The sequence below is a fragment of the Nocardioides stalactiti genome, from assembly GCF_014180715.1.
Taxonomy (GTDB): domain Bacteria; phylum Actinomycetota; class Actinomycetes; order Propionibacteriales; family Nocardioidaceae; genus Nocardioides; species Nocardioides stalactiti.
This window is the reverse complement of the sequence record NZ_JACEFC010000015.1, coordinates 1-19,503: the sequence shown is the minus strand read 5'-3', so window position 1 is coordinate 19,503 and position 19,503 is coordinate 1. Positions and strand designations below refer to the sequence as shown.

The following is a 19,503-nucleotide window of genomic DNA, read 5'->3' as shown; positions in this document are numbered from 1 at the left end:
CGTGAAGGTGATCTACCTCGTCCGGCACGGACAGGCGTCGTTCGGCAAGAAGGACTACGACGCCTTGTCCGACCTCGGGCACGAGCAGTCACGGCTGCTCGGGCGTGCCCTTGCCGGGAGGGAGGTGGTCCCCGACGTCGTCGTCCGCGGCGAGCTGCGCCGGCACCGCGAGACGGCGGAGGGCATCCTGACCGGGCTCGCCGACGTGGGCGTGGACCGGCGGGTGCCGGTCGAGGTGGACGCCGGCTGGGACGAGTTCGACTTCGAGCACGTCGTCCAGGTCCACAAGCCGATGTATCGCTCGCGGACGATCATGCTGGCCGACCTGGCGCGCAGCCGGGCGCCGCGGGAGAAGTTCCAGGGGATCTTCGAGGACGCGACCGCGCGCTGGACCGGCGGCGAGTCCGACGACGACTACCACGAGTCCTTCCCCGCCTTCACCGGTCGGGTGATGGCGGCCCTCCTCGCGGCGGCGTCGATGACCCCGGACAGGGGCACCGTCGTGGTGGTCACGTCCGGCGGGCCGATCGGCCTGGCCACCTCGCACCTGCTGGCCGGCGACGCCTCCCTGTGGGCGACCCTCAACAAGGTCGCGGTCAACACCGCCGTCACCAAGGTCGTCAACGGACGCAGCGGCCTCACCCTGGCGTCGTACAACGACCACAGCCACGTCGAGCACGACCGGCACTTCCTGACCTACCGCTGACCTCTAGGCCGTGCGGAGCACGACCCGTCCGCCCTTGGCCGGGACGAGGGTCACCCCGAGCAGCCGGACCGGCTCGGGCGCTCCTCCCGGCAGCAGGTCGCCCCGTCCGAGGGCCGCCTTGAGCACCACCTCCAGCTCGAGCTGGGCCAGCGCGGCACCGACGCACCGGCGCGCGCCTCCCCCGAACGGCGTCAGCGACCAGGTGTCGTGCCCGCCGTCGAGAAGCCGCTCCGGGCGGAAGTCGTCGGGGTCGTCCCACACGTCGGCGGCAACGTGGGTCGCGCAGAACATCGCGCTCACGTAGGCACCTGCCGGGACCGGCTGCCCGCCGAGCTCGGTGTCGCGCACCGCGATCCGTACCGCGTCCCACACCGGCGCGCGCAGCCGCATCGTCTCCTGGATCGTGGCGCGGAGGTAGCGGGTCGATCCCGCGGCGAGGTCCGCGCGCAGCGCGGACAGCGCCGCGGGGTGATGGGCCAACAGGTGGAGGCACCACGCCAGGCAGGTCGCCGTGGTCTCGTGGCCGGCGACCACGAGCCCCTTGAGCTCGTCCCGGAGCTCTCGATCAGTGAATCCGACGCCGTCCTCGTCCCGAGCCGCCAGCAGGAGCGACAGCACGTCGGTCTTGTCACCGGCGGACGGGTCCGCGCGGCGCATCGCGATCTCGTCGTCGAGGAGGCGGTCGACGGCCGCGCGACGTCGCTCGAACGCCCGGCCGGGTGAGAGCGGACCGAGATCGCGGCGGAGCGGGCCGGGTGCGAAGAGCAGCGCCAGGTTGCCCGGCGACATCATCCGGTCCAGTGCCGTCCGGTAGTCGTCGCGACGGCTTGGGTCGTCGATCCCGAAGACGACCCGCAGGATCACGTCCAACGTCAGGCGCTGGGCCCAGGGCCGCACCGCCACCGGCCGTCCCGTCCCCAGCTCGGGGAGGTATTCGTCGGCCAGCGCCTCGATGACGCCGCTCCACGGGGCGAGGCGCGAGCCGTGGAAGGGCGGCATCAGCAGCTTGCGGTTGCGGGCGTGGCGCGGGGACGGCGTGAGGATGAGCGAGTGCTCGCCGACGAGCGGTTCGATGAGGTCCGCTGCATCGCCGGCCGCGAAGCGTTCGTGGTCGGTCAGCACCTCGCGGTTCGTCGCTGCGTCCGTCACGCAGACGACGCCCTGGTAGGGGTAGATCCGCATCGTGAAGACCGGGCCGTGACGCTCCCGGGCCCGGGCCAGCTCCGTGAGCGGGTTCCGGTTGACCAGCAGCGTCTGCTGGAGGCGGTTGCGGCGGGCGGCCGGCGGGAAGCGATGTGGGTCGAAGGCCGGCTCGTCGGGCACGGCCCGGCGGAGCGCGCCCTGGGTCATGGTCAGCAGTGTCCAGCACGCGCTCCCCGGCGTCCATCAGGCACCCCTGAACCGCCCATCGTCCGCAGGGCTCCTCCTGCGATTCCCCGGGAGCCGGGAAACACACTCTCGCCTTTTGTCGACTTAGTGACTAGATTTAGGTTATTCAGTAGCCAGGAGGTCGCCATGAGCGTCATGAACCACCACCGCACCGTCCCCGGGACGAAGACCTGGCACGACCGCTTCCCGCCGCGCGGAGCATGGCGCGCGGTCGGTGGGCTGATCGCGTTCGGGCTGCTCGCCGCGGCCGACCTGGCGGGAGCGATCTCCGTGCTCGTCGCGTTCGCCGTCGCCGAGATCGTGTACGACGCTGCGGACAGCGAGCGTTAGTCGGCCGCCTTGTCGGCGTTGCGGCGCCAGCGGATGCCGGCCTCGAGGAACGCGTCGATCTCGCCGTCGAAAACGGCCTGCGGGTTGCCGCTCTCGTGGCCGGTGCGCAGGTCCTTGACGATCTGGTACGGGTTGAGAACGTAGTTGCGCATCTGGTCGCCCCAGCTCGCCTGGACGTCGCCCTTGAGGTCCTTGATCTGGGCAGCCTCCTCGGCCTTCTTCAGCGCCAGGAGCTTCGCCTTGAGGACCACCATCGCGCTGGCCTTGTTCTGCAGCTGGCTCTTCTCGTTCTGGCAGCTCACGACCAGGCCGGTGGGGATGTGGGTCAGCCGGACGGCGGAGTCGGTCGTGTTGACCGACTGACCACCGGGCCCGCCGGAGCGGAACACGTCGGTGCGGATGTCGTTCTCGTCGATCTCGATCTCGTCGGTCTGCTCGAGCACCGGCACGACCTCGACCGCGGCGAAGCTGGTCTGGCGGCGGCCCTGGTTGTCGAACGGGCTGATCCGCACCAGTCGGTGGGTGCCGGCCTCGACCGAGAGGGTGCCGTAGCCGTAGGGCGCGTGGATCGCGAACTCGGCCGACTTGATGCCGGCCTCCTCGGCGTAGGACACGTCGTAGATCTCGACCGAGTAGTTGTTGCGCTCGGCCCAGCGCGTGTACATGCGCATCAGCGACTCGGCGAAGTCGGCGGCGTCGACGCCGCCCGCGCCGGAGCGGATCGTCACGATCGCCTCGCGCTCGTCGTACTCCCCGTTGAGGAGGGTGCGGACCTCGAGGGCCTCGACCGCCTTCTTGATCTTGACCAGCTCGGCGTCCGCCTCGGCCAGGCTGTCGGCGTCGGCCTCCTCCTGGGCGAGCTCGACGAGGATGCCGAGGTCGTCGATCCGGCCACGCAGGGCCTCGAAGCGCTCGACCTGGCCCTGGAGCGAGGAGAGGCGGCCGGTCACCTTGGTGGCGTTGGCCTGGTCGTCCCACAGGTCGGGCGCAGCCACCTGGACACCGAGCTCGTCGATCTCCCGCTGCATGGCAGCCAGGTCGAGCACCTGCTCGATGGTGTGCATCGTCGCGGTGAGCTGCTTGATCTCGGTGTCGTACTCGGGGCCTGCCACAAGGGGCAAGGTTACGGGGCGGGGTGGACCGGGGCCATTCGCGGCGGCCACCGTGCGGGTCCTCCCGCGTCCTCAGTGACCCCACCCGTCGTCCGACCGGATGAAAGTTGTGGATTTCGGTTTGCGGCGGGCCCGAACGGCCGCATCATGGAGGTCGACCACGAGGACTGCCGATGACTCCCCGACACCGCATGGAACGCGCGAGGGCCACCAGCCCCGTTCGGCGTGCGGTCGTCACGTCGGTCCTGTCGGCGCTGGCGCTCACCTCGGTCACGATCACCGCCGCGGCGGTCGCCCTCACCGGCACTGACGGCAACCCCTCTGCGCGCCCGCCGGCCGAGGCTCCGGCGACGTCGGCGACCACCCGGACGGCTGAGCCGCTGCCGCCGCCGGTCGACATCCGCGAGGCCCCCGTCGGCATCCCCGACATCACCCTCGTCGCGGCCGACGGGCCCCAGGTCGGCGACATCCCGGCTGCCGCGCTCGGCGCCTACCAGCGGGCCGAGGCGGTCCTCGCCGAGGCCGACCGGAGCTGTCGTCTCGACTGGCCGCTGATCGCCGCCGTCGGACAGGTCGTGACCGGCCACGGCAGCAAGGCCGGCCGCTCCCTCGACCGCCGGGGCGTCATGAAGCCGCGCTTCACCGGCCGCCCGCTCCGCGACGACCGCGGCCGACGGCTCCCGGACTCCGACGCCGGACGGACCGACAACGACCCGCGCTACGACCGGCCGGTCGGCCCGCTCCAGCTCGCACCGTCCACGTGGGCGGTCGTCGGCGTCGACGGCGACGACGACGGCCGGCGCAACCCCTACGACATCGACGACGCCGCGCTCGCCGTCTCGGTCCTCCTGTGCTCCGGCGACGACGACCTGCGCCGCCGGGTCGGCCGGGTCCAGGGCGTCCGCCTCATCAACGACGACCGCACGTTCGTCGAGACCGTGCTCGCCGTCGACCGCGGCTACCGCGCTCAGCTCGAGGCCGGCATGGAGCTCGACCCCATCGTCGTACCGGAGTATCCGACCGACCTGCCGTCCGACCTGCCGACCGACGGGCCGACCGACGAGCCGACCGACGGACCGTCCGACGAGCCCGACCCGACCGACGGACCGAGCGACCCGGTGACGTGGGAGCCGACCGACGACCCGTCGGAACCCACGGACCCCACGGACCCGACGGATCCGACGGACCCCACTGACCCGACGGACCCGACGGACCCCACGGACCCCACGGACGAGCCGTGCCCGACGGACGACCCGACCGACCCGACCGACAACCCCACTTCAGGAGGCACCGACGGGACCGACGGGACGCCCTCGGCCGACCCGCCCGGCCCGGTCGACACCTCCTCCCCCGACCTGCGGGCCCCCTCCGACGACGGCACCAGCGAGCCCGGCTGCGAGGGCACCATCGGCCCCGACGGCGAGCCGGCCTCGGCATAACAGGATCGAAATATCGCGCATCCACTCCCGATGTGCGCGGTGAGCGAAATAGCGTGCATCCCAGTGCTGCCAGGCATATTATCGATATATGAATCATTGGCGCGCCTGGACCTCCGTCGAGCTCGGGGAGGCGGTTCGCCGCGCGCGCAAGCTCAAGGGTTGGCAGCAGGCCGATCTGGCGGAGCTCCTCGGCGTCACTCGGATGACCGTGTCCCGGCTCGAGCGGGGCGAGTCAGTGGGGATGGACACCGCACTGCGGGCCCTGTCCGAGTGCGGCTACGGCTTGGTGGTGACGCCCAAGTTCGCCCACGTCGAGGTGACGGACCGTGGGTGACGCCCTGGCCATCTGGCTCTACGGCCGCCACGTCGCAGACCTGACCGAGCCGAGCCGATATCGCTACCGCTTGACCTTCACCGACGAGGCCCTCGACATCCACGGCGAGGGCGCGCGCGTCCTCTCCCTCGCCATCCCGGTCCAGCATCGGCCGGTATCGGACCACCGCGATCGCCGGCCGGTCTCGGCCTTCCTCGAAGGGCTCCTCCCCGAAGGCTCGCTGCGCCAGCACGTGGCCTCGGCCCTCGGTGTGCCGTCGATCGACAAGATGGCGATCCTTCGCCAGGTGGGCGGGGAGTGCGCGGGCGCGGTGCAGTTCCTCCCGACGAGCGCGGTCCCCGATGGCGGCACCGTCCGCCGGCTTTCCGATGTCCAGGTCACCCAGCTGGTGGGCGATCTCCCGACGTACCACCTCCACGCCGGCGACCTTCCCCAGGCCTCACTGGCCGGCATCCAGGAGAAGGTCCTCCTCACCCGACTCGCCGACGGCGCGTGGGGGCTCCCCGAGGGAGGCGCCGCGTCGACCCACCTCGTCAAACCGGAACCGCAGCTGGCCGTCGCCGTCCCGCACCTTGTCGAGGCCGAGGACTGGGCGCTTCGCGTCGCCGAGCGCGCAGGACTGTCCGCTGCCGAGAGCGAGCTCACGACCTTCGGTGACCGTCTCGCCATCGTGGTCACCCGCTACGACCGCTCACCTGACGGGAGGCGGACCCACCAGGAGGACTTCTGCCAGGCACTCGGCCTGGAGCCCGAAGCGAAGTACGAGGGCATGGCGGAATTCGAGCGTCACGGGAGCCGGCTGTCCCGCCTCGTCCGGCTTGCGGCAGATCGGACGGCGAGCCCCGCACAGTTTCGTGCAGACCTACTGCGCGCCGTCGCGTTCAACGTCGTCATCGGCAACGGCGACGCGCACTCGAAGAACTACTCCCTCCTCATCGCCGGGTCGGGCGAGGTCACCCTCGCGCCGCTCTACGACACGGCGCCCGTCATGTACCTGAACCCGCGCTTCAAGGGCACCGGCCACGTCATCGCCGGCCGCACCAACATCGACTGGGTCGACGTCCACGATCTCGTGGCAGAAGGCGTGACCTGGGGCATGCCGCGCCGGCAGGCTGAGTCCGCTGTGCGCTCGACCTTGGAGCAGGTCCACGAAGCCGTGGCCGCCACCGACCTCCCGCCCGGCACCGAGAACATCCGGGCACGGATGGATGCGCTATGGGCCAAGCGGTCGTGGGCGGTGAGCGGATGACCTACATCCAGCACTCCGCACGACTGCCCTCGTTGAAGCGGCCGTAGGCCTTCACCTGGTCCCACCCGACGTCGCGGGCGTAGACGGCATGGTTCGCCACGATGCAGTTCCAGTTGTCGGTGATGTAGTGCCAGACCCCGTCGTTCGTGATCAGGTATGCGTACCCCCCGTGGGTGGTGATCACCTTGTTGCGGATGGCATAGACAGGCAGACACTTCGGCAGCCAGGCGCCTTCACGAATGCGGTTCACGTCGCCCTGAGGCGCTCGGATGACGTTCCGTCCCTCGGAGTAGCACTGCATGGACATCCAGTCCTGGATCCAGCGCCGGGTGCCCCCGCCGTCAGTCAGCAGGTAGTCGGCGTCGCTGTCGACGACGAAATTGTCCACCGAGCAGCTCCATGCCTCGGCCTCCCTCAGTGAGCTCGCCTGGTCACCATCGACCCACCGCTTGAACGGCGTACCCCATCGGTACTGGTGGCAGAACTGGTCGGGGTAAGCCGGGATGTAGTGGCGGACGGCGTTGTTGTCGACCACCCAGCACACACCGTCGCCGTTGCGACACATGATCCCGTTGCGGACCGAGTCCGGGTTGATGAGGCGCGGGTGGTCGTTGCCGGGCGGCAGCTTGGCGACCTCATTGGCGTCCCACGGGCCGACGACCTCGTAGGCCTTGTCCAGCTCACCGAACGTCTCGGTGTCCCGGATGTGGTGGCGCACGTTGTCGGTGCCGACGAAGTATGACCTGCCGTCCGTGCTCCGCACGACCCGGTTGCCGATGATGCACGGCCACTTGTCGCGCTCCTCCAGCGCGTTCGCCTGGCTGAACGACAGTCCGACGGCGTGGACCGGCGCTCCCTTGAGGAGCCGCCAGCACACGTCGTCCTGCGCGTAAGGGATGTGGTGGCGGACGTGGTTGGCGTCGACAACCCACGACACTCCGTCAGAGCGACGGATGATCGAGCCCGCCGGCGGGTCGTAGAGCTTCTCGTGCTGCGAGCCCACCGGGATCTTCTCGACCTCGGACGCGGGCCACGGGCCCACGACCTCGTACTTGCGCGCCAGGACCGCGAAGGTGGCAGTGTCGGGGATGTGGTGCCGCTTGTTGTCCTTCCCCACGAACCAGGACGTGCCGTTCGAGCTCTTCACCACGCGGTCGCCGATGATGCATGGCCACGGGTCGTCCTCGCGCAGGTCGTCCACCTGGGCAGCGCTCAGCCCCGTCGCCACCACGGGCCGGCCGCGGAGCAGCCGCCAGCAGACGTCGTCCTGGGCATACGGGATGTGGTGACGCACCTTGTTGACGTCCACGATCCAGGAGACGCCGTCCGTGCGACGGATGATCGTGTTGCCGCCGATCGCTGCCGGGTCCAGGTGCTGCTCGTCAGGGCCGCCGTCGGGCAGCTCCTGGAGGATCCTCTCTGACGTGGCCTGCACGACCGGGAGCCCCCGCCGCTTCCAGTAGTCGAAGGTCCACCCGTCGGGGATCCAGTAGCGGGTACCGCCGCTGACCCGGTACGACGGATAGGGCTCCGGCCGGTCGGCGGCCTGGACGATCGCGCCCTCGATGTCACATCCGTACTTTGCGGTCGACTCCGGGATGGACGCGGCCGCGTCGTAGTCGAGGCCCGTCATCGCGACGGTCCGTCCGTGCACGGCCCGGGCGCAGACATCGGTCGTGAAGTTCGGGATGTGCCGTCGCTCGCCGTGGATGACCACCCAGGAGACGCCGTCGTTGCGCCGAATGACCTGGCCCTCGACCCGGCTGGGTGAGATGCAGTTCTTGGCCGTCCCGGCGTCGCGCATGTCGTCGATGAAGTAGCGCGGCACCCGGAGGAAGTCGCCGCCGCGGTCGCGGATGCAGTGGAAGGTCGGCACGGAGGAGATCCACGACCGGCTCCGGTCGGCGTTGACGACATAGCTGTCCTCGTCGACCTTGAGGACGTCGCCGGGCTTCGCGCGGACGCAGGCGGCGTCCTCGTACTTCGTCTGGGTCAGCCGCCGGATGGGGACCGTGTGCGGCCAGGCGCCGCCGGTCTGGCCGGCGATGCACTGGAACGTCCCACCGTCGGGGATGTGGTGCCGACCGCCCCGCTTGTCGATGTACCAGCTGGTGCCGTCGCTGGCGCGGACCACCTTGCCCTTGACCTGGTTGGCGTCGTAGCAGCTGTAGGACGCGTCCGGAGCGGCCCGCAGGTCGAGGAGGTAGTAGCGCGGCACCCGGATCATGTCGTGCCCGTTGGCGTCCAGGCACTCGTAGGTGTTGCCGTCCGGGATCGAGGACCGCGTCCAGTCCGCGTTGAGGAGGTAGCTGTCCTGGTCGACCTTGAGGATGTTGCCGGGCGTCGCGCGGACGCACGCCGCATCCTCATACTTCGTCTGGGTCAAGCGACGGATCGGAACCGTGTGCGGCCAGGCGCCGCCGGTCTGGGCGGCGATGCACTCGAAGGTCCCGCCATCAGGGATCCAGTGCCGACCACCGCGCTTGTCGATGTACCAGCTTGTCGAGTCACTCGCCCTGACGACCTTCCCGTTGACGCGCTGACCGTCGTAGCAGTTGAACGACGCGTCCGGAGCGGCCCTCAGGTCGAGCAGGTAGTAGCGCGGCACCCGGACCATCTCGTGGCCGTTCGCGTTCAGGCACTCGTAGGTGTTGCCGTCCGGGATCGACGACCGCGTCCAGTCCGCGTTGAGGAGGTAGCTGTCCTGGTCGACCTTGAGGATGTTGCCCGGCGTCGGCCGGACGCAGGACGCGTCCTCGTACTTCGTCTGCGTCAACCGACGGATCGGCACCGTGTGCGGCCACGCCCCGCCCGTCTGGCCCTCGATGCAGTCGAACGTCCCCCCGTTGGGAATCCAGTGCCGACCACCGCGCTTGTCGATGTACCAGCTGGTCGAGTCACTCGCCCGGACGACCTTGCCCTTGACCCGATCGGCGTCGTAGCAGCTGAACGACGCGTCCGGGGCCGACCGGAGGTCCATCAGGTAGTAGCGCGGCACCCGGACCACGTCGTGTCCGTTGGCGTCCAGGCACTCGTAGGTGTTGCCGTCCGGGATCGACGACCGCGTCCCGTCAGCGTTGAGCAGGTAGCTGTCCTGGTCGACCTTGAGGATGTCACCCGTCTTGGTGGTGACGCACTGGGCTTCCTCCTTGGGCTGACCGAAGAGGCCGATCTGGCTGCGCGGCACGATCCACCTCGTCACCGGCACGCCGGCGCCGGTCAGGCACCCGTAGATCGAGGTGCTCGGGATCCAGTGCGCTGTGCCGCGACCGTCGATGTACCAGCTCGAGCCGTTGTCTGCACGGACGATCTTGCGCTTCGATCCCTCGACGTCGAGGCAGCTGAACCTGAACGGCGACGCTTCGCGGATGTCCAGCAGGAAATAGCGCGGAACTGTGAGCCGCCGGTGACCGTTGGCTTCCAGGCATTGGAACGTCCCACCGTCGGGGATCGCATGGCGGATGCCGTCCTCGAACAAGGCTGACTCACCGTCGGACAGCCGCAGGATGTCTCCCGAGCGCGCGTTGATGCACTCGGCGTCCTCGAACACAGGAAGATTCAACGACCGATGGTCGTCACGCACGGCGATCGCGGAGCCGACCTGTGCTTCGAGGCAACCGAACACGTCGGTGCTGGGGATCGGGTGCCGCGAGGCTCTCTTGTCGACGTACCACGAGTGGCCGTCATCGTCCTTGATGACCCGGCCCAGGACAGCTTGGACTTCGGGGTCCTTGGGCGCGAGATCCAGGCGAACCGACCTCGTCGCCTCGGTGCGCGTGATGTCGACGAATCGGAACAGCGTTCGGAATACGCCCGGCTCCCCGCGGTAGGTGCCGAACACGCGGCCGGTCGAAGATTCGAGGTACAGGCCCGCAGGAAGCACGCTAGGAGCAACGATGCTCCAGGTCCCGTTGCGGTCGTCTTCGGTCGCGAGCCGCTGGTCGTAGTACTGGCCGACGATACCTTCCGGCAGGCTGTCCTTGATCTGCGGCTTGGTAAAGCACTTCTTGAAGAGGTCGCCGTCGAAGAGGTTGAGCTCCCCCTTCCACAGGTCCCATCCGTGGATGAACGCCTCGGCGCGCAGCGAAGCTTCCAGGGGCACTCTCCAGGTCACGTCAAGGCAGTCGCCCTGCTTCTTGGCCTCGATCATCGCCGACAGCCCGAGCGAGAACCCGAGGCCAGCCTTAACGCCCTTCTCGTTCACACCCCCGAACAGAGTCAGCTTCGCGCCCAGCTTGATGGAGGCACCGATCGAACCCGATCGCGAGATGTCGTTGCGCTTCTCGGCGAAGCTGGTGCTGACGGAGGGCAGCGCGCCCTCGTGCTGCTCGAAATCGATCGAGAACGTGCGGGTGTGACTGAACTCGAGGGCACCCTTGGCGCCGATCTCGAGCTCGAAGACCGGCCTCGCCTCCAAGGTGATCGGAACGCCGTAGACGCGCGCGATCGTCTTCTTGAAGAAGGGATCCTGCCGCTTGTCCTCAAGCTCGCAGAACGCCCCGATCTTGGCTTCGACCTTGAACGTGAAGGTGACGTCGGCGCTGAACTTGTAGCGCAGGTACCCGGAGTCTCCATCTGCCTGCTGGTCGACCCCGAAGTTGTCGAACGAGACCTGGAGGGGGATCACGTCGGGGTGGACGAAGACCTCGCTGAGCCGCAGCTTTTGAGAACGCTTCTTGCGTTCCGAGCAAGAGATGGCTTTGGGGTCGAGGAACCCACGCTTCGAGATCGACGGGCCGTCGTCGGTCGGCCTCGAACGGCGAGGCCTCGTCGGCGCTGCCTCGCTGGGGCCGGCCGGCTGATCGACCAGCACCGCCGCACGCGCAGCCGGTGTCGGTCCGGCCTGCGTGGGTGGGACCAAGCCCCCCGCGAGACTCAACGAGAGGACGACCACACCCAGCGAGCGCGCGGCGAAGCGAAGGCCCACACCAACTCCTATGACGGCGGAGTGGTGTCGGAGCGACCCGTGACGTCGAGATCGTGCACCCCGCGGGAGCTGGGGTCCGGATCTCCCGTCCGACTACCGGGGCCAACCCTGCCAGATCCTGCGACGGCCCGAAACATGAACATCGCAATGTTTGTCGACTTCCACGGTCGGGCGGACCGTCGGGCCACTAGCCTCCCGGCATGCCATCTGCTCTCCATGGCTCCCGGCGGCGTGCCGTCGCCTCGCTCGCTTCGATCGCCACGGCGGCGTCACTTGTCGCAGCATCGTTCGGCGGCAGCGGGGCCGAGGCGCAGGAGCCGCGCGACCCCGCTCCGCGGACCGCTGCTGCGGCTTGGCAGGGGTGGGTGACCTCACCGACGGACCCGGCGCGCCGGTTCAAGGTGGTCCCGACGATCACCTCGGCCGCGACGGCAACGATCGTCGTCGACCCCTCGGCCCTCCAGCAACCGTGGCGGGGCGTGGGCGCGTCGCTCACCGACGCCTCCGTCGGCCTCCTCGAGGGCAATCGGACCGCGACGGAGATGCTCTTCTCCCCCACCCGCGCCGACGGGGCGCGGCTCAACTGGCTCCGACTGCCCCTGTCGTCCACCGACTTCTCACCGCGCCTCTGGTCGTGGACGGCGGCCGGCGCCCCGCCGGCGCAGCAGACGGCCGCGGTCCGGTACCTGATCGACGAGGTGCTGCCCGTTCGCCGCAGCCTGAGCGTCGTCGCCACCGCCTGGTCGGCACCGGCCTCGATGAAGCAGCCCGCCACGCTCCGCGGCGGCAGCCTGCGCTCCGCCTCCGAGCCGGCGTACGGCGACCTGCTGGTCAAGCAGGCGTCCTGGCTGAAGGAGCAGGGCGTCCCGCTGAGGGCGATGGCGATCAGCAACGAGCCCGACTACGCCCCCGACTACACCTCGATGAAGGTGACGGCGCCCCAGCAGATCCGCATCGCGAACGCGGTGTCGTCGCGCCTCACCCAGCGCTCGGTCCAACTCTGGGCGGTGGACCACAACTGGGAGCACCGCCCGGCGTACGACGAGGTGCTCGCCGGCGCTCGCTCCGCGTTCGCCGCTGCCGCGGTCCACTGCTACGGAGGCACTCCCGGGCAGATGGCGGGCCTGCCGGTCCGGACCGTCCTCACCGAGTGCACGGGGACCACCGACACCTGGTCGGGCACCTTCCGCTGGGACGCGATCAACCTCATCACCACCTCCATCGAGGCCGGGTCCACCGGGCTGATGATGTGGAACCTCGCGCTGAACGCCAGCAACGGGCCGATCGACCCGGTGTCGGCGAAGGGCTGCAAGAGCTGCCGCGGCCTGCTCACCATCTCCGGCGACTTGATCACGCCCGGGCCCGAGTTCTTCACCCTCGGCCACGTCGCCCGGGCCGCGCGGCCCGGCGCCCGCGTGATCTCGTCGGCCAGCGAGGGCGGCGTCGTGTCGTCAGCGTTCCTCAACTCTGACGGCACCATCGGGGTCGTCGGTCACAACCAGTCGAGCTCCGAGGAGGTCGTCGACGTGCGGGTCCGCGGCCGCAACGGCGTCCGGTTCCGGGTCGGCCCCGGCGAGCTCTTCACCTTCACCGGGCCGTCTACCGAGCCGGTGACCGACCTGCGCAACGCGGTGGTCCAGGCATCGACCGGCGAGCGCTACCTCATCGACCGGTCCGGGTACCGGCACCGGATCACCAGCGCTTCGGTCGACGCCTGCCTCGGTGCCCCCGTGCGCACCCTGACCAGCCTGGCGCCGTACCCGCTCGGCGAGGACGCCGGCTGCCCGCCGACGCGGAACTCGGTCTACTCCTCCCCTGACGGGGCGAGCTATCTGGTCACCGGCTACCCGAGCCGCCCCCGACGCCGCTGGATGCCGACCGGCGAGGCCTACTGGTGCGCCGTCGGTGCCGGCTACCCGGTCGTGCAGGGCCCGACGTACGTCGTCCGCGAGGTCCCGATGGGCCAAGACCTCCCGAAGGAGTGCTGACCATGGGCCGAGTCCTTCTTCGAACCGCAGTGCTCACCCTCATCACGCCCGTCCTCGTCGCGATCTCTGTGGCGCCGGCACGGGCGGTCAGCGGTGATGTTTTCGCTGCGGGGGTGCAGTACTGCGCGGATACCTACACCGACCCGAGGAATCACCCGAACTACTTCGGGAGCAGCCCGGTGACCTGGGTCGCCGACATCAACTTCCCAGGTGACGACGGCACGGTGCTCTATGCGCCTGCTGCGGGAAGCGTCCAGCAGGTGACGACATCGCCCGGGAGTACCTGGGGCAACTCCGTGGTCTGGACGAGCGCCGACGGCAACGAGAAACTGCATCTCGCCCATCTGTCGACCGTCACGAAGACGGGCGGCGTCATGGGCGGCGACCCGATCGGGACGCTCGGCGGGACGCCCAACTACTCGCCGCACCTCCACATTTCGAGGGCAGTCAACGGAGCGCCAGCGCCCATCGTCCTGTCAGGGGTCCAGCTCGACCCGGTGGTCGACCCGGCTGTGTTCGGCAGGTGGCCCTGCAACGGAACCACCTACACCAGCGCTGGCCCCAGTGGACCGCCGCCCAACCCCGACGCCGACGGCGACGGCACGTTCGACGCCTCCGACGCCTGCCCGTCCCTCAAGGGTTGGGGCCGCTGGCAAGGGTGCCGGGCCAACCTGCTGCGCAACGCGTCGCTCGAGGAGGGCAACACCAGCGGCTGGGGCGGCCTGGAGGCGGGGACGAACCTCGCGGCGTACCAGGACCCGGCCGAGTCCAAGGACCACCAGTGGTTCGGCGAGGCCAACACCAACCAGGCGGGTGGCTCGATCTATCAGGACATCCCGGTCAACCCCGGGGCCGGCAGTTCGTTCACGTTCTCGATCTGGGTGCGGTCGCGGACTTCCACACCGGCAACCCTCCGGATCGTCCTGTGGGCCGTCGGCGGCAACCAGCAGAGCGGGCAGGAACGGGTCGTCGTCGGTCGCACCTGGCGGTTGGTCGAGGTGCCGCTCGACGTCCGCGAGGGCAGTCACACCCACCTGCGAGCCCAGGTCTATATCGACACCCCGGGCCAGAACATCAATTTCGACGGCGCCCAGGTGCAGCGCAACCTGCTCCGCAACGGGTCGCTCGAAGAGGGCAACACCAACGGGTGGGGCGTCCTGGGCCCCGGCACGACCAACATCGCGGCCTACCAGGACGGGTCGAAGGCCAAGGAGCACGACTGGTACGGCGAGACCAACGTAAGCGAGGTCAACGGCTCGATCTACCAGGATGTCGCGATCGCACCGCAGGCCGGCGAGTCGTACGTCTTCTCGATGTGGGTCCGGTCGAAGACGAACGCACCGGTCGACGTCGACGTCGTCCTGTGGGCGGCCGGAGGCAACCAGCAGAACGGCACCGAGAGCTTCAAGGTCGGCCCGAAGTGGCGCTACGTGAGCGTTCCGCTCGACGTCCGCGAGGGCGGGCACGGCCACCTGCGCGCCCAGATGTACCTCAAGACGCCTGGCCGCAGCGTGAACTTCGATGGCGCATTCGTCGGGCCGAGCGGACTGCGCAACGGGTCGCTCGAGGAGGGCAACGCCAACGGGTGGGGCGTCCTGGGCCCCGGCACGACCAACATCGCCGCCTACCAGGACCGCGCCCAGGCCAAGGATCACGAGTGGTACGGCGAGACCAATGTGAGCGAGCCGGGCGGTTCGATCTACCAGGACGTCCCGCTCGCCCCCGGGGCCGGGCAGTCGTTCAACTACTCGATGTGGGTGCGGTCCGCAACGACGGCGCCGGTGACGGTCGAGCTCGTGCTGTGGGCGGCGGGGGGCAACCAGCAGAAGGGGGCGAAGGTCGTGACGGTCGGCCACACCTGGCGGCTGGTGAGTGTTCCTCTCGATGTCCGCGAAGGTGGTCACGCGCATCTCCGGGCACAGCTCTATCTCCACACCGCCGGCCGCAGCGTCGACTTCGACGGCGCGCAGCTCACCGCTCGCGGCGACGAGCTCGACGTCACGAGTCCGGTCGCCGAGCTGGGTGCCCTCCCGACGTTCCGGCTGTCACGTTCGGTCACGACGACCTGGAGCAGCAAGGACGACGTCTCGGGGACGGCGTCGTACGACGTGCGCTTCCGGAGCGCGACCTTCGACGGCGTGATGTCGGCCTACCAGTACCCCGACGAGTGGCAGCGCACCACGAAGCGGTCGGTGACCACGACCGGGATGCCCGAGGGGTCGACGTACTGCTTCTCGGTGCGAGCCCGTGACCGCGAGGGCAACCTGTCGGGCTGGACAGTGGACCGCTGCACGGCGGTGGCACTCGACGACCGGGCGCTGAGCGGTCAGGGCTGGACGGTCGGCGCCGGCGAGGCGTTCTACCTCGGCACGATCAAGTCGACCAAGGCGCGCGACAAGACGCTGCGCAAGCCTGACGCGCGGCTGTCACGGGTCGGCGTGGTCGCGACCCGGTGCCCCGGCTGCGGAGTGGTCGGGGTCTTCGTCGACGGTGAGCTGGTCGGCCGGATCGACCTCTACGCGCCCACGCGGTCGACCAAGCGGGTCGTCGCACTCCCTCGGTTCCCCTACCGGACGGGCACCGTCGTCCTGAAGGTGCTGACGCGGGACAAGCTGGTCGCGATCGACGGGCTCGGCGTCAGCCGTCTGTAGCGCGAGACCCGGACCACCGTCACCGCGAGTTGGGTGGGTGGGAGTGACCTCGAGGTCACTCCCACCCACCCGACCCAGGACCGGCGTCAGGGCTTGATCAGCAGCGACCGCGCCGAGGCGGTCGCGTCGGCGAAACCGACCTTGGCGTAGGTGACCTGGACCCGGACGCGCTTGCCGACGTAAGACGGTTGGACAGCGAGGGTGGTCCCGGTGGCGCCGGCGACCGGCAGGCCGTCGACGTACCACTGGTAGCCGAGGCTCGCGGCCTTCGGCGTGGTCTGCCCCGGGGTGAGACGGAGGGTCTTGCCGACGCGGGCGGTGCCGCGCACGACCGGACGGGTGGTGACCGTCATCGTCGCGAGGCCGTCGCACGGCAGCGTGCCGGCCCGCAGCGAGTGCCCGTCGGTGTCGCCGTCGTCGGCCCACAGCACCGGCTTCACGCCGCCGACGCACGCCGAGCGGGGGGCGATCGCCAGGCCCTCGTTGTTGAGGTTCGGCATGCCGGCCGGCCGCTGGTAGGCGGTGTCGACGACGAACGCTCCGGACACCAGAGCCAGGGTGACCGTCGTCCCGTCACAGCTGTCGTCACAGACCGCCCACAACCGCTCGAGCTCGGCGTCCCAGGTCACGTCCATGACGCCGGCGGGGCCGGCGTTGGTGACCAGTTGCGGGTCGATGGTCGCCACGAGGTGGGCGACCTCGTCGACCGCCTTCGTGTGGTCGAGCGCGAGGACGTAGAGGAGGCCGGTGCCCTCGACGGCGACGACGAACAGGCCGCCACGGTGCTTCGGGTAGGTCGCCGGGTCGTACGGCGCACCGGTGCTCTCGTCGACGAACCCGCCCGCGAGCAGGTCGTCGTCCGGGATGAACGTGATCCCCTCGAGCCCGAGGTTCGCGCCCAGCGCCGGGAGGATCCCGTTGAGCTCCCACTGGTCGGTCGCGCGCATCGTCGGCTTCGGCACGGGGGCGTAGCGCAGCAGCGTGTTGCGGCTGATCCCGCTCGCCTCGTTGTTGCGCTCGGAGGTCAGGTAGACGGCCTTGTCGGCGCCGATGGTGATGCCCTCGGTGTCCGGCGAGCCGGTGCCGTCGGCGTACTTCGGCGCGCGGCCGCTCTCCCAGTTCTTCGCCGGCACGTAGGTGTCACCGGACTTCACGAGCTTCCACAGCGTGCCTGCCTTGTTCTGGGCCACCCACAGCGTGCTCGGGTTCGCGGGGTCGAAGACCAGGCCGCTCGCGTCGGCGTTGAAGGTCGCGGCCGCGTCGACGGTCGTCACGGTCTGCGACCCGAGCCACGGGACGGTGCTCAGGCCGGGGCAGTCGTTCACGCCGCCCTTGGTCGCCGCGTCGGTCGTCTTGAACGTGCCGACGCCGTCGGCGCAACGGCCGTACGTCGTCGTGGCGTGCGCGGTCCAGGCGTAGGAGTCGATCAGCTTCGCGGCCGAGTCGAACAGCCGGACGGCGTCGCTGCCGCCCAGGCCGGCGAGCAGGGCGTCGACGACCAGATGGCCACCTGCCGGGACGACGCTCGGGCTCGGCAGCGTGGTGGCACCGGTCTCGCCGCTGTCCTTGACGACCCAGCCGGCGACGTCGATCGGAGCGGAAGAGAGGTTGACGAGCTCGACCCAGTCCGGGCCCGACGCCGGGTCGCTGGACTCGACCTCGTTGACCCGGATCGGGCTGCAGGCGTTGGCCGCACCCCGGGTCGCGACGGTGGTCTCCTGCCACGAGCCGACCCCGTCGGCGCAGCGGCCGAACGTCGTCGCGGCGTGACCACCGGACCAGCTGAACGAGTCGACCTGCGTGGTGCCGTCGGCTTGGTAGAGCCGGACCGTGTCGGAGGAACCGAGGCCGAAGCCGGGCGGCGGGAACTCGGTGTAGAGCGCGACGTACTCGCCCGGGTCGAGCACCGTGGCGGCCGGGACGACCGCGAACGGGTGGGTCGCGTCGCTGTCGATCACCTTCCAGCCGGAGATGTCGAGCGCCGACGTACCGACGTTGACGAGCTCGACCCAGTCACCGACGGCGTCGCCGTTGGACTCGACCTCGTTGAGGCGGACGTCCGCGCCACCAGCGGGCGGCGGGCAGTCGTTCGCCGCACCGCGGGTGGTCGTCGTGGTGTCGACGAACGGACCAGCGCCGTCGGGGCAGCGGCCGTAGGAGCGGGCCGCGTGGGCGGTCCAGGCGTGGGTGTCCACCTGGGTGCCGGTGCTCGTCGACACGGTCACCGCGTCCGCGCCGCCGAGGCCGAAGCCCGAGGTCTGGCCGACCTCGGTGTAGATCGAGAAGAAGGCACCGGGCGCGAGGGTCGTCCCGGCGGGGACCGAGATCGGCGTGTGGGTGACGTCGTTGTCGACGACCCTCCAGCCGGAGATGTCGACGGCGGAGGTGCCGTTGTTGACCAGCTCCACCCAGTCGCCCACGGGGTCACCGTTGGACTCGATCTCGTTGATCCGTACGTCGGCGTCCGCGGCCGACGCGGGCGGGGCGGCGAGCAGTGCCATCGGCGCCGCCGCGAGACAGGTGGTCAGGACGGCGGCAGCGCCGCGCGAGGTGATGCGCACGAGAGAGGGCTCCTGGGCTCGATCCCGGCCCGAGCCGGCGGGGGACGACGAGTCGTCATGCTCGGCGCGCCGGGCGTCGTACGGGTGAACGCGACGCGAACCCTGCGGCTTCGTCGGCCGAACCCTGCGGCTTCGTCGGCCGAACCCTGCGGCTTCGTCGGCCGAACCCTGCTGGTTCGTCGACCGAACCCTGCTGGTTCGTCGGGGATCAGCAGGTGATCGGGGCCCGGTGGGCGGGGTCGAGGGCGTTGTAGACGACCTGGGCGGCGACAGGGTCGAAGGCCATCGCGAGGTGCTCGGAAACGTTGCGGGGGCAGAGGTCCTGGAGGACGACGTTGTCGGCTCCCTCGAGATAGCCGCTCTGCCAGGGGACGACGAGCTCGTCGTACTTGCTCATCACGGTGGTGTAGTCGACGCCGGGGACGGCGGCGCCGCCCTCGCTCAGCTTCTTCTGCATCGGCGAGCCCGCGAGGAACTGGGTGCACGACCCGCAGAACCGGCTGACCAGGTCGATCACGGGACCGGAGATGCCGAGCCTCTCGCCTGCGTCGCGCAGCGCCGGGAGCATGAGGATCCGGGTGCCGTCGTAGAGCGGGGTGTAGGCGACGTAGCGCTTCACCTTCGCGGCACCGCCGAGGAACTTCAGGTAGTACTGCGGCATGAAGGTGCCCTCGGAGTGGCCGACGAGGTCGACCTCGGCGGCGCCGGTCGTGCGCAGGACGCGGTCGACGAACACCTTCAGCTCGCGGGCGCTCTCCTCGATCGGGATCACCCCGCCCGGGGCGCCGAACGCGGTCGCCATCGGGTGGACGCCGTA

12 protein-coding genes are annotated in these 19,503 nt (G+C 69.9%); 7 read left to right on the top strand and 5 right to left on the bottom strand.

What is annotated here, in order from left to right:
- The first annotated feature begins 1 nt into the window (after window position 1).
- Entirely contained in the window at window positions 2–706 is a 705-nt protein-coding gene (locus H0487_RS04905; protein ID WP_183093113.1) for a histidine phosphatase family protein, read from the top strand.
- Window positions 707–709: 3 nt separating this feature from the next.
- On the opposite strand, the gene H0487_RS04900 is transcribed toward H0487_RS04905, so the two are convergent.
- A complete protein-coding gene (locus H0487_RS04900; RefSeq protein ID WP_183093112.1) occupies window positions 710–2,056 on the bottom strand; it encodes a cytochrome P450 in 1,347 nt (448 codons plus the stop codon).
- Between the two features lie 165 nt (window positions 2,057–2,221).
- Here H0487_RS04900 and H0487_RS04895 point away from each other — a divergent pair, with 165 nt between their 5' ends.
- Complete coding sequence (locus H0487_RS04895) at window positions 2,222–2,425, top strand: hypothetical protein (RefSeq protein ID WP_183093111.1); 204 nt, start codon at window positions 2,222–2,224, stop codon at window positions 2,423–2,425.
- On the opposite strand, the gene prfB is transcribed toward H0487_RS04895, so the two are convergent.
- Entirely contained in the window at window positions 2,422–3,537 is a 1,116-nt protein-coding gene (gene prfB / locus H0487_RS04890) for a peptide chain release factor 2 (RefSeq protein WP_183093110.1), read from the bottom strand. The genes H0487_RS04895 and prfB overlap by 4 nt on opposite strands.
- Window positions 3,538–3,728: 191 nt before the next feature.
- Between prfB and H0487_RS04885 the strand changes: the two genes are divergently transcribed.
- From H0487_RS04885 to H0487_RS04875, 3 genes are all read left to right on the top strand, one after another.
- Window positions 3,729–4,976, top strand: a complete 1,248-nt coding sequence (locus H0487_RS04885) for a lysozyme family protein (protein WP_183093109.1) — start codon at window positions 3,729–3,731, stop codon at window positions 4,974–4,976.
- 88 nt (window positions 4,977–5,064) lie between these two features.
- The gene (locus H0487_RS04880) at window positions 5,065–5,310 is read left to right on the top strand and encodes a helix-turn-helix transcriptional regulator (RefSeq protein WP_183093108.1); all 246 of its coding nucleotides are present in this window, start codon (window positions 5,065–5,067) and stop codon (window positions 5,308–5,310) included.
- A complete protein-coding gene (locus H0487_RS04875; protein ID WP_183093107.1) occupies window positions 5,303–6,559 on the top strand; it encodes a type II toxin-antitoxin system HipA family toxin in 1,257 nt (418 codons plus the stop codon). The genes H0487_RS04880 and H0487_RS04875 overlap by 8 nt, the downstream gene beginning before the upstream one ends.
- A 1-nt stretch (window position 6,560) precedes the next feature.
- On the opposite strand, the gene H0487_RS04870 is transcribed toward H0487_RS04875, so the two are convergent.
- Window positions 6,561–11,372: a putative Ig domain-containing protein gene (locus tag H0487_RS04870; RefSeq protein WP_183093106.1), complete on the bottom strand. Its 4,812-nt coding sequence runs from the start codon at window positions 11,370–11,372 to the stop codon at window positions 6,561–6,563.
- A gap of 314 nt (window positions 11,373–11,686) precedes the next feature.
- On the opposite strand from H0487_RS04870, the gene H0487_RS04865 reads away from it, so the two are divergent.
- Window positions 11,687–13,474, top strand: a complete 1,788-nt coding sequence (locus tag H0487_RS04865) for a glycoside hydrolase family 30 protein (RefSeq protein WP_183093105.1) — start codon at window positions 11,687–11,689, stop codon at window positions 13,472–13,474.
- Between the two features lie 2 nt (window positions 13,475–13,476).
- Window positions 13,477–16,125: a carbohydrate binding domain-containing protein gene (locus H0487_RS04860; RefSeq protein WP_183093104.1), complete on the top strand. Its 2,649-nt coding sequence runs from the start codon at window positions 13,477–13,479 to the stop codon at window positions 16,123–16,125.
- A gap of 86 nt (window positions 16,126–16,211) precedes the next feature.
- Here H0487_RS04860 and H0487_RS04855 read toward each other — a convergent pair whose 3' ends face one another.
- The gene (locus H0487_RS04855) at window positions 16,212–18,686 is read right to left on the bottom strand and encodes a lamin tail domain-containing protein (protein ID WP_183093103.1); all 2,475 of its coding nucleotides are present in this window, start codon (window positions 18,684–18,686) and stop codon (window positions 16,212–16,214) included.
- A 208-nt stretch (window positions 18,687–18,894) separates the two neighbouring features.
- A partial coding sequence (locus tag H0487_RS04850; protein ID WP_183093102.1) for a lipase family alpha/beta hydrolase occupies window positions 18,895–19,503 on the bottom strand: 609 nt, incomplete at its 5' end.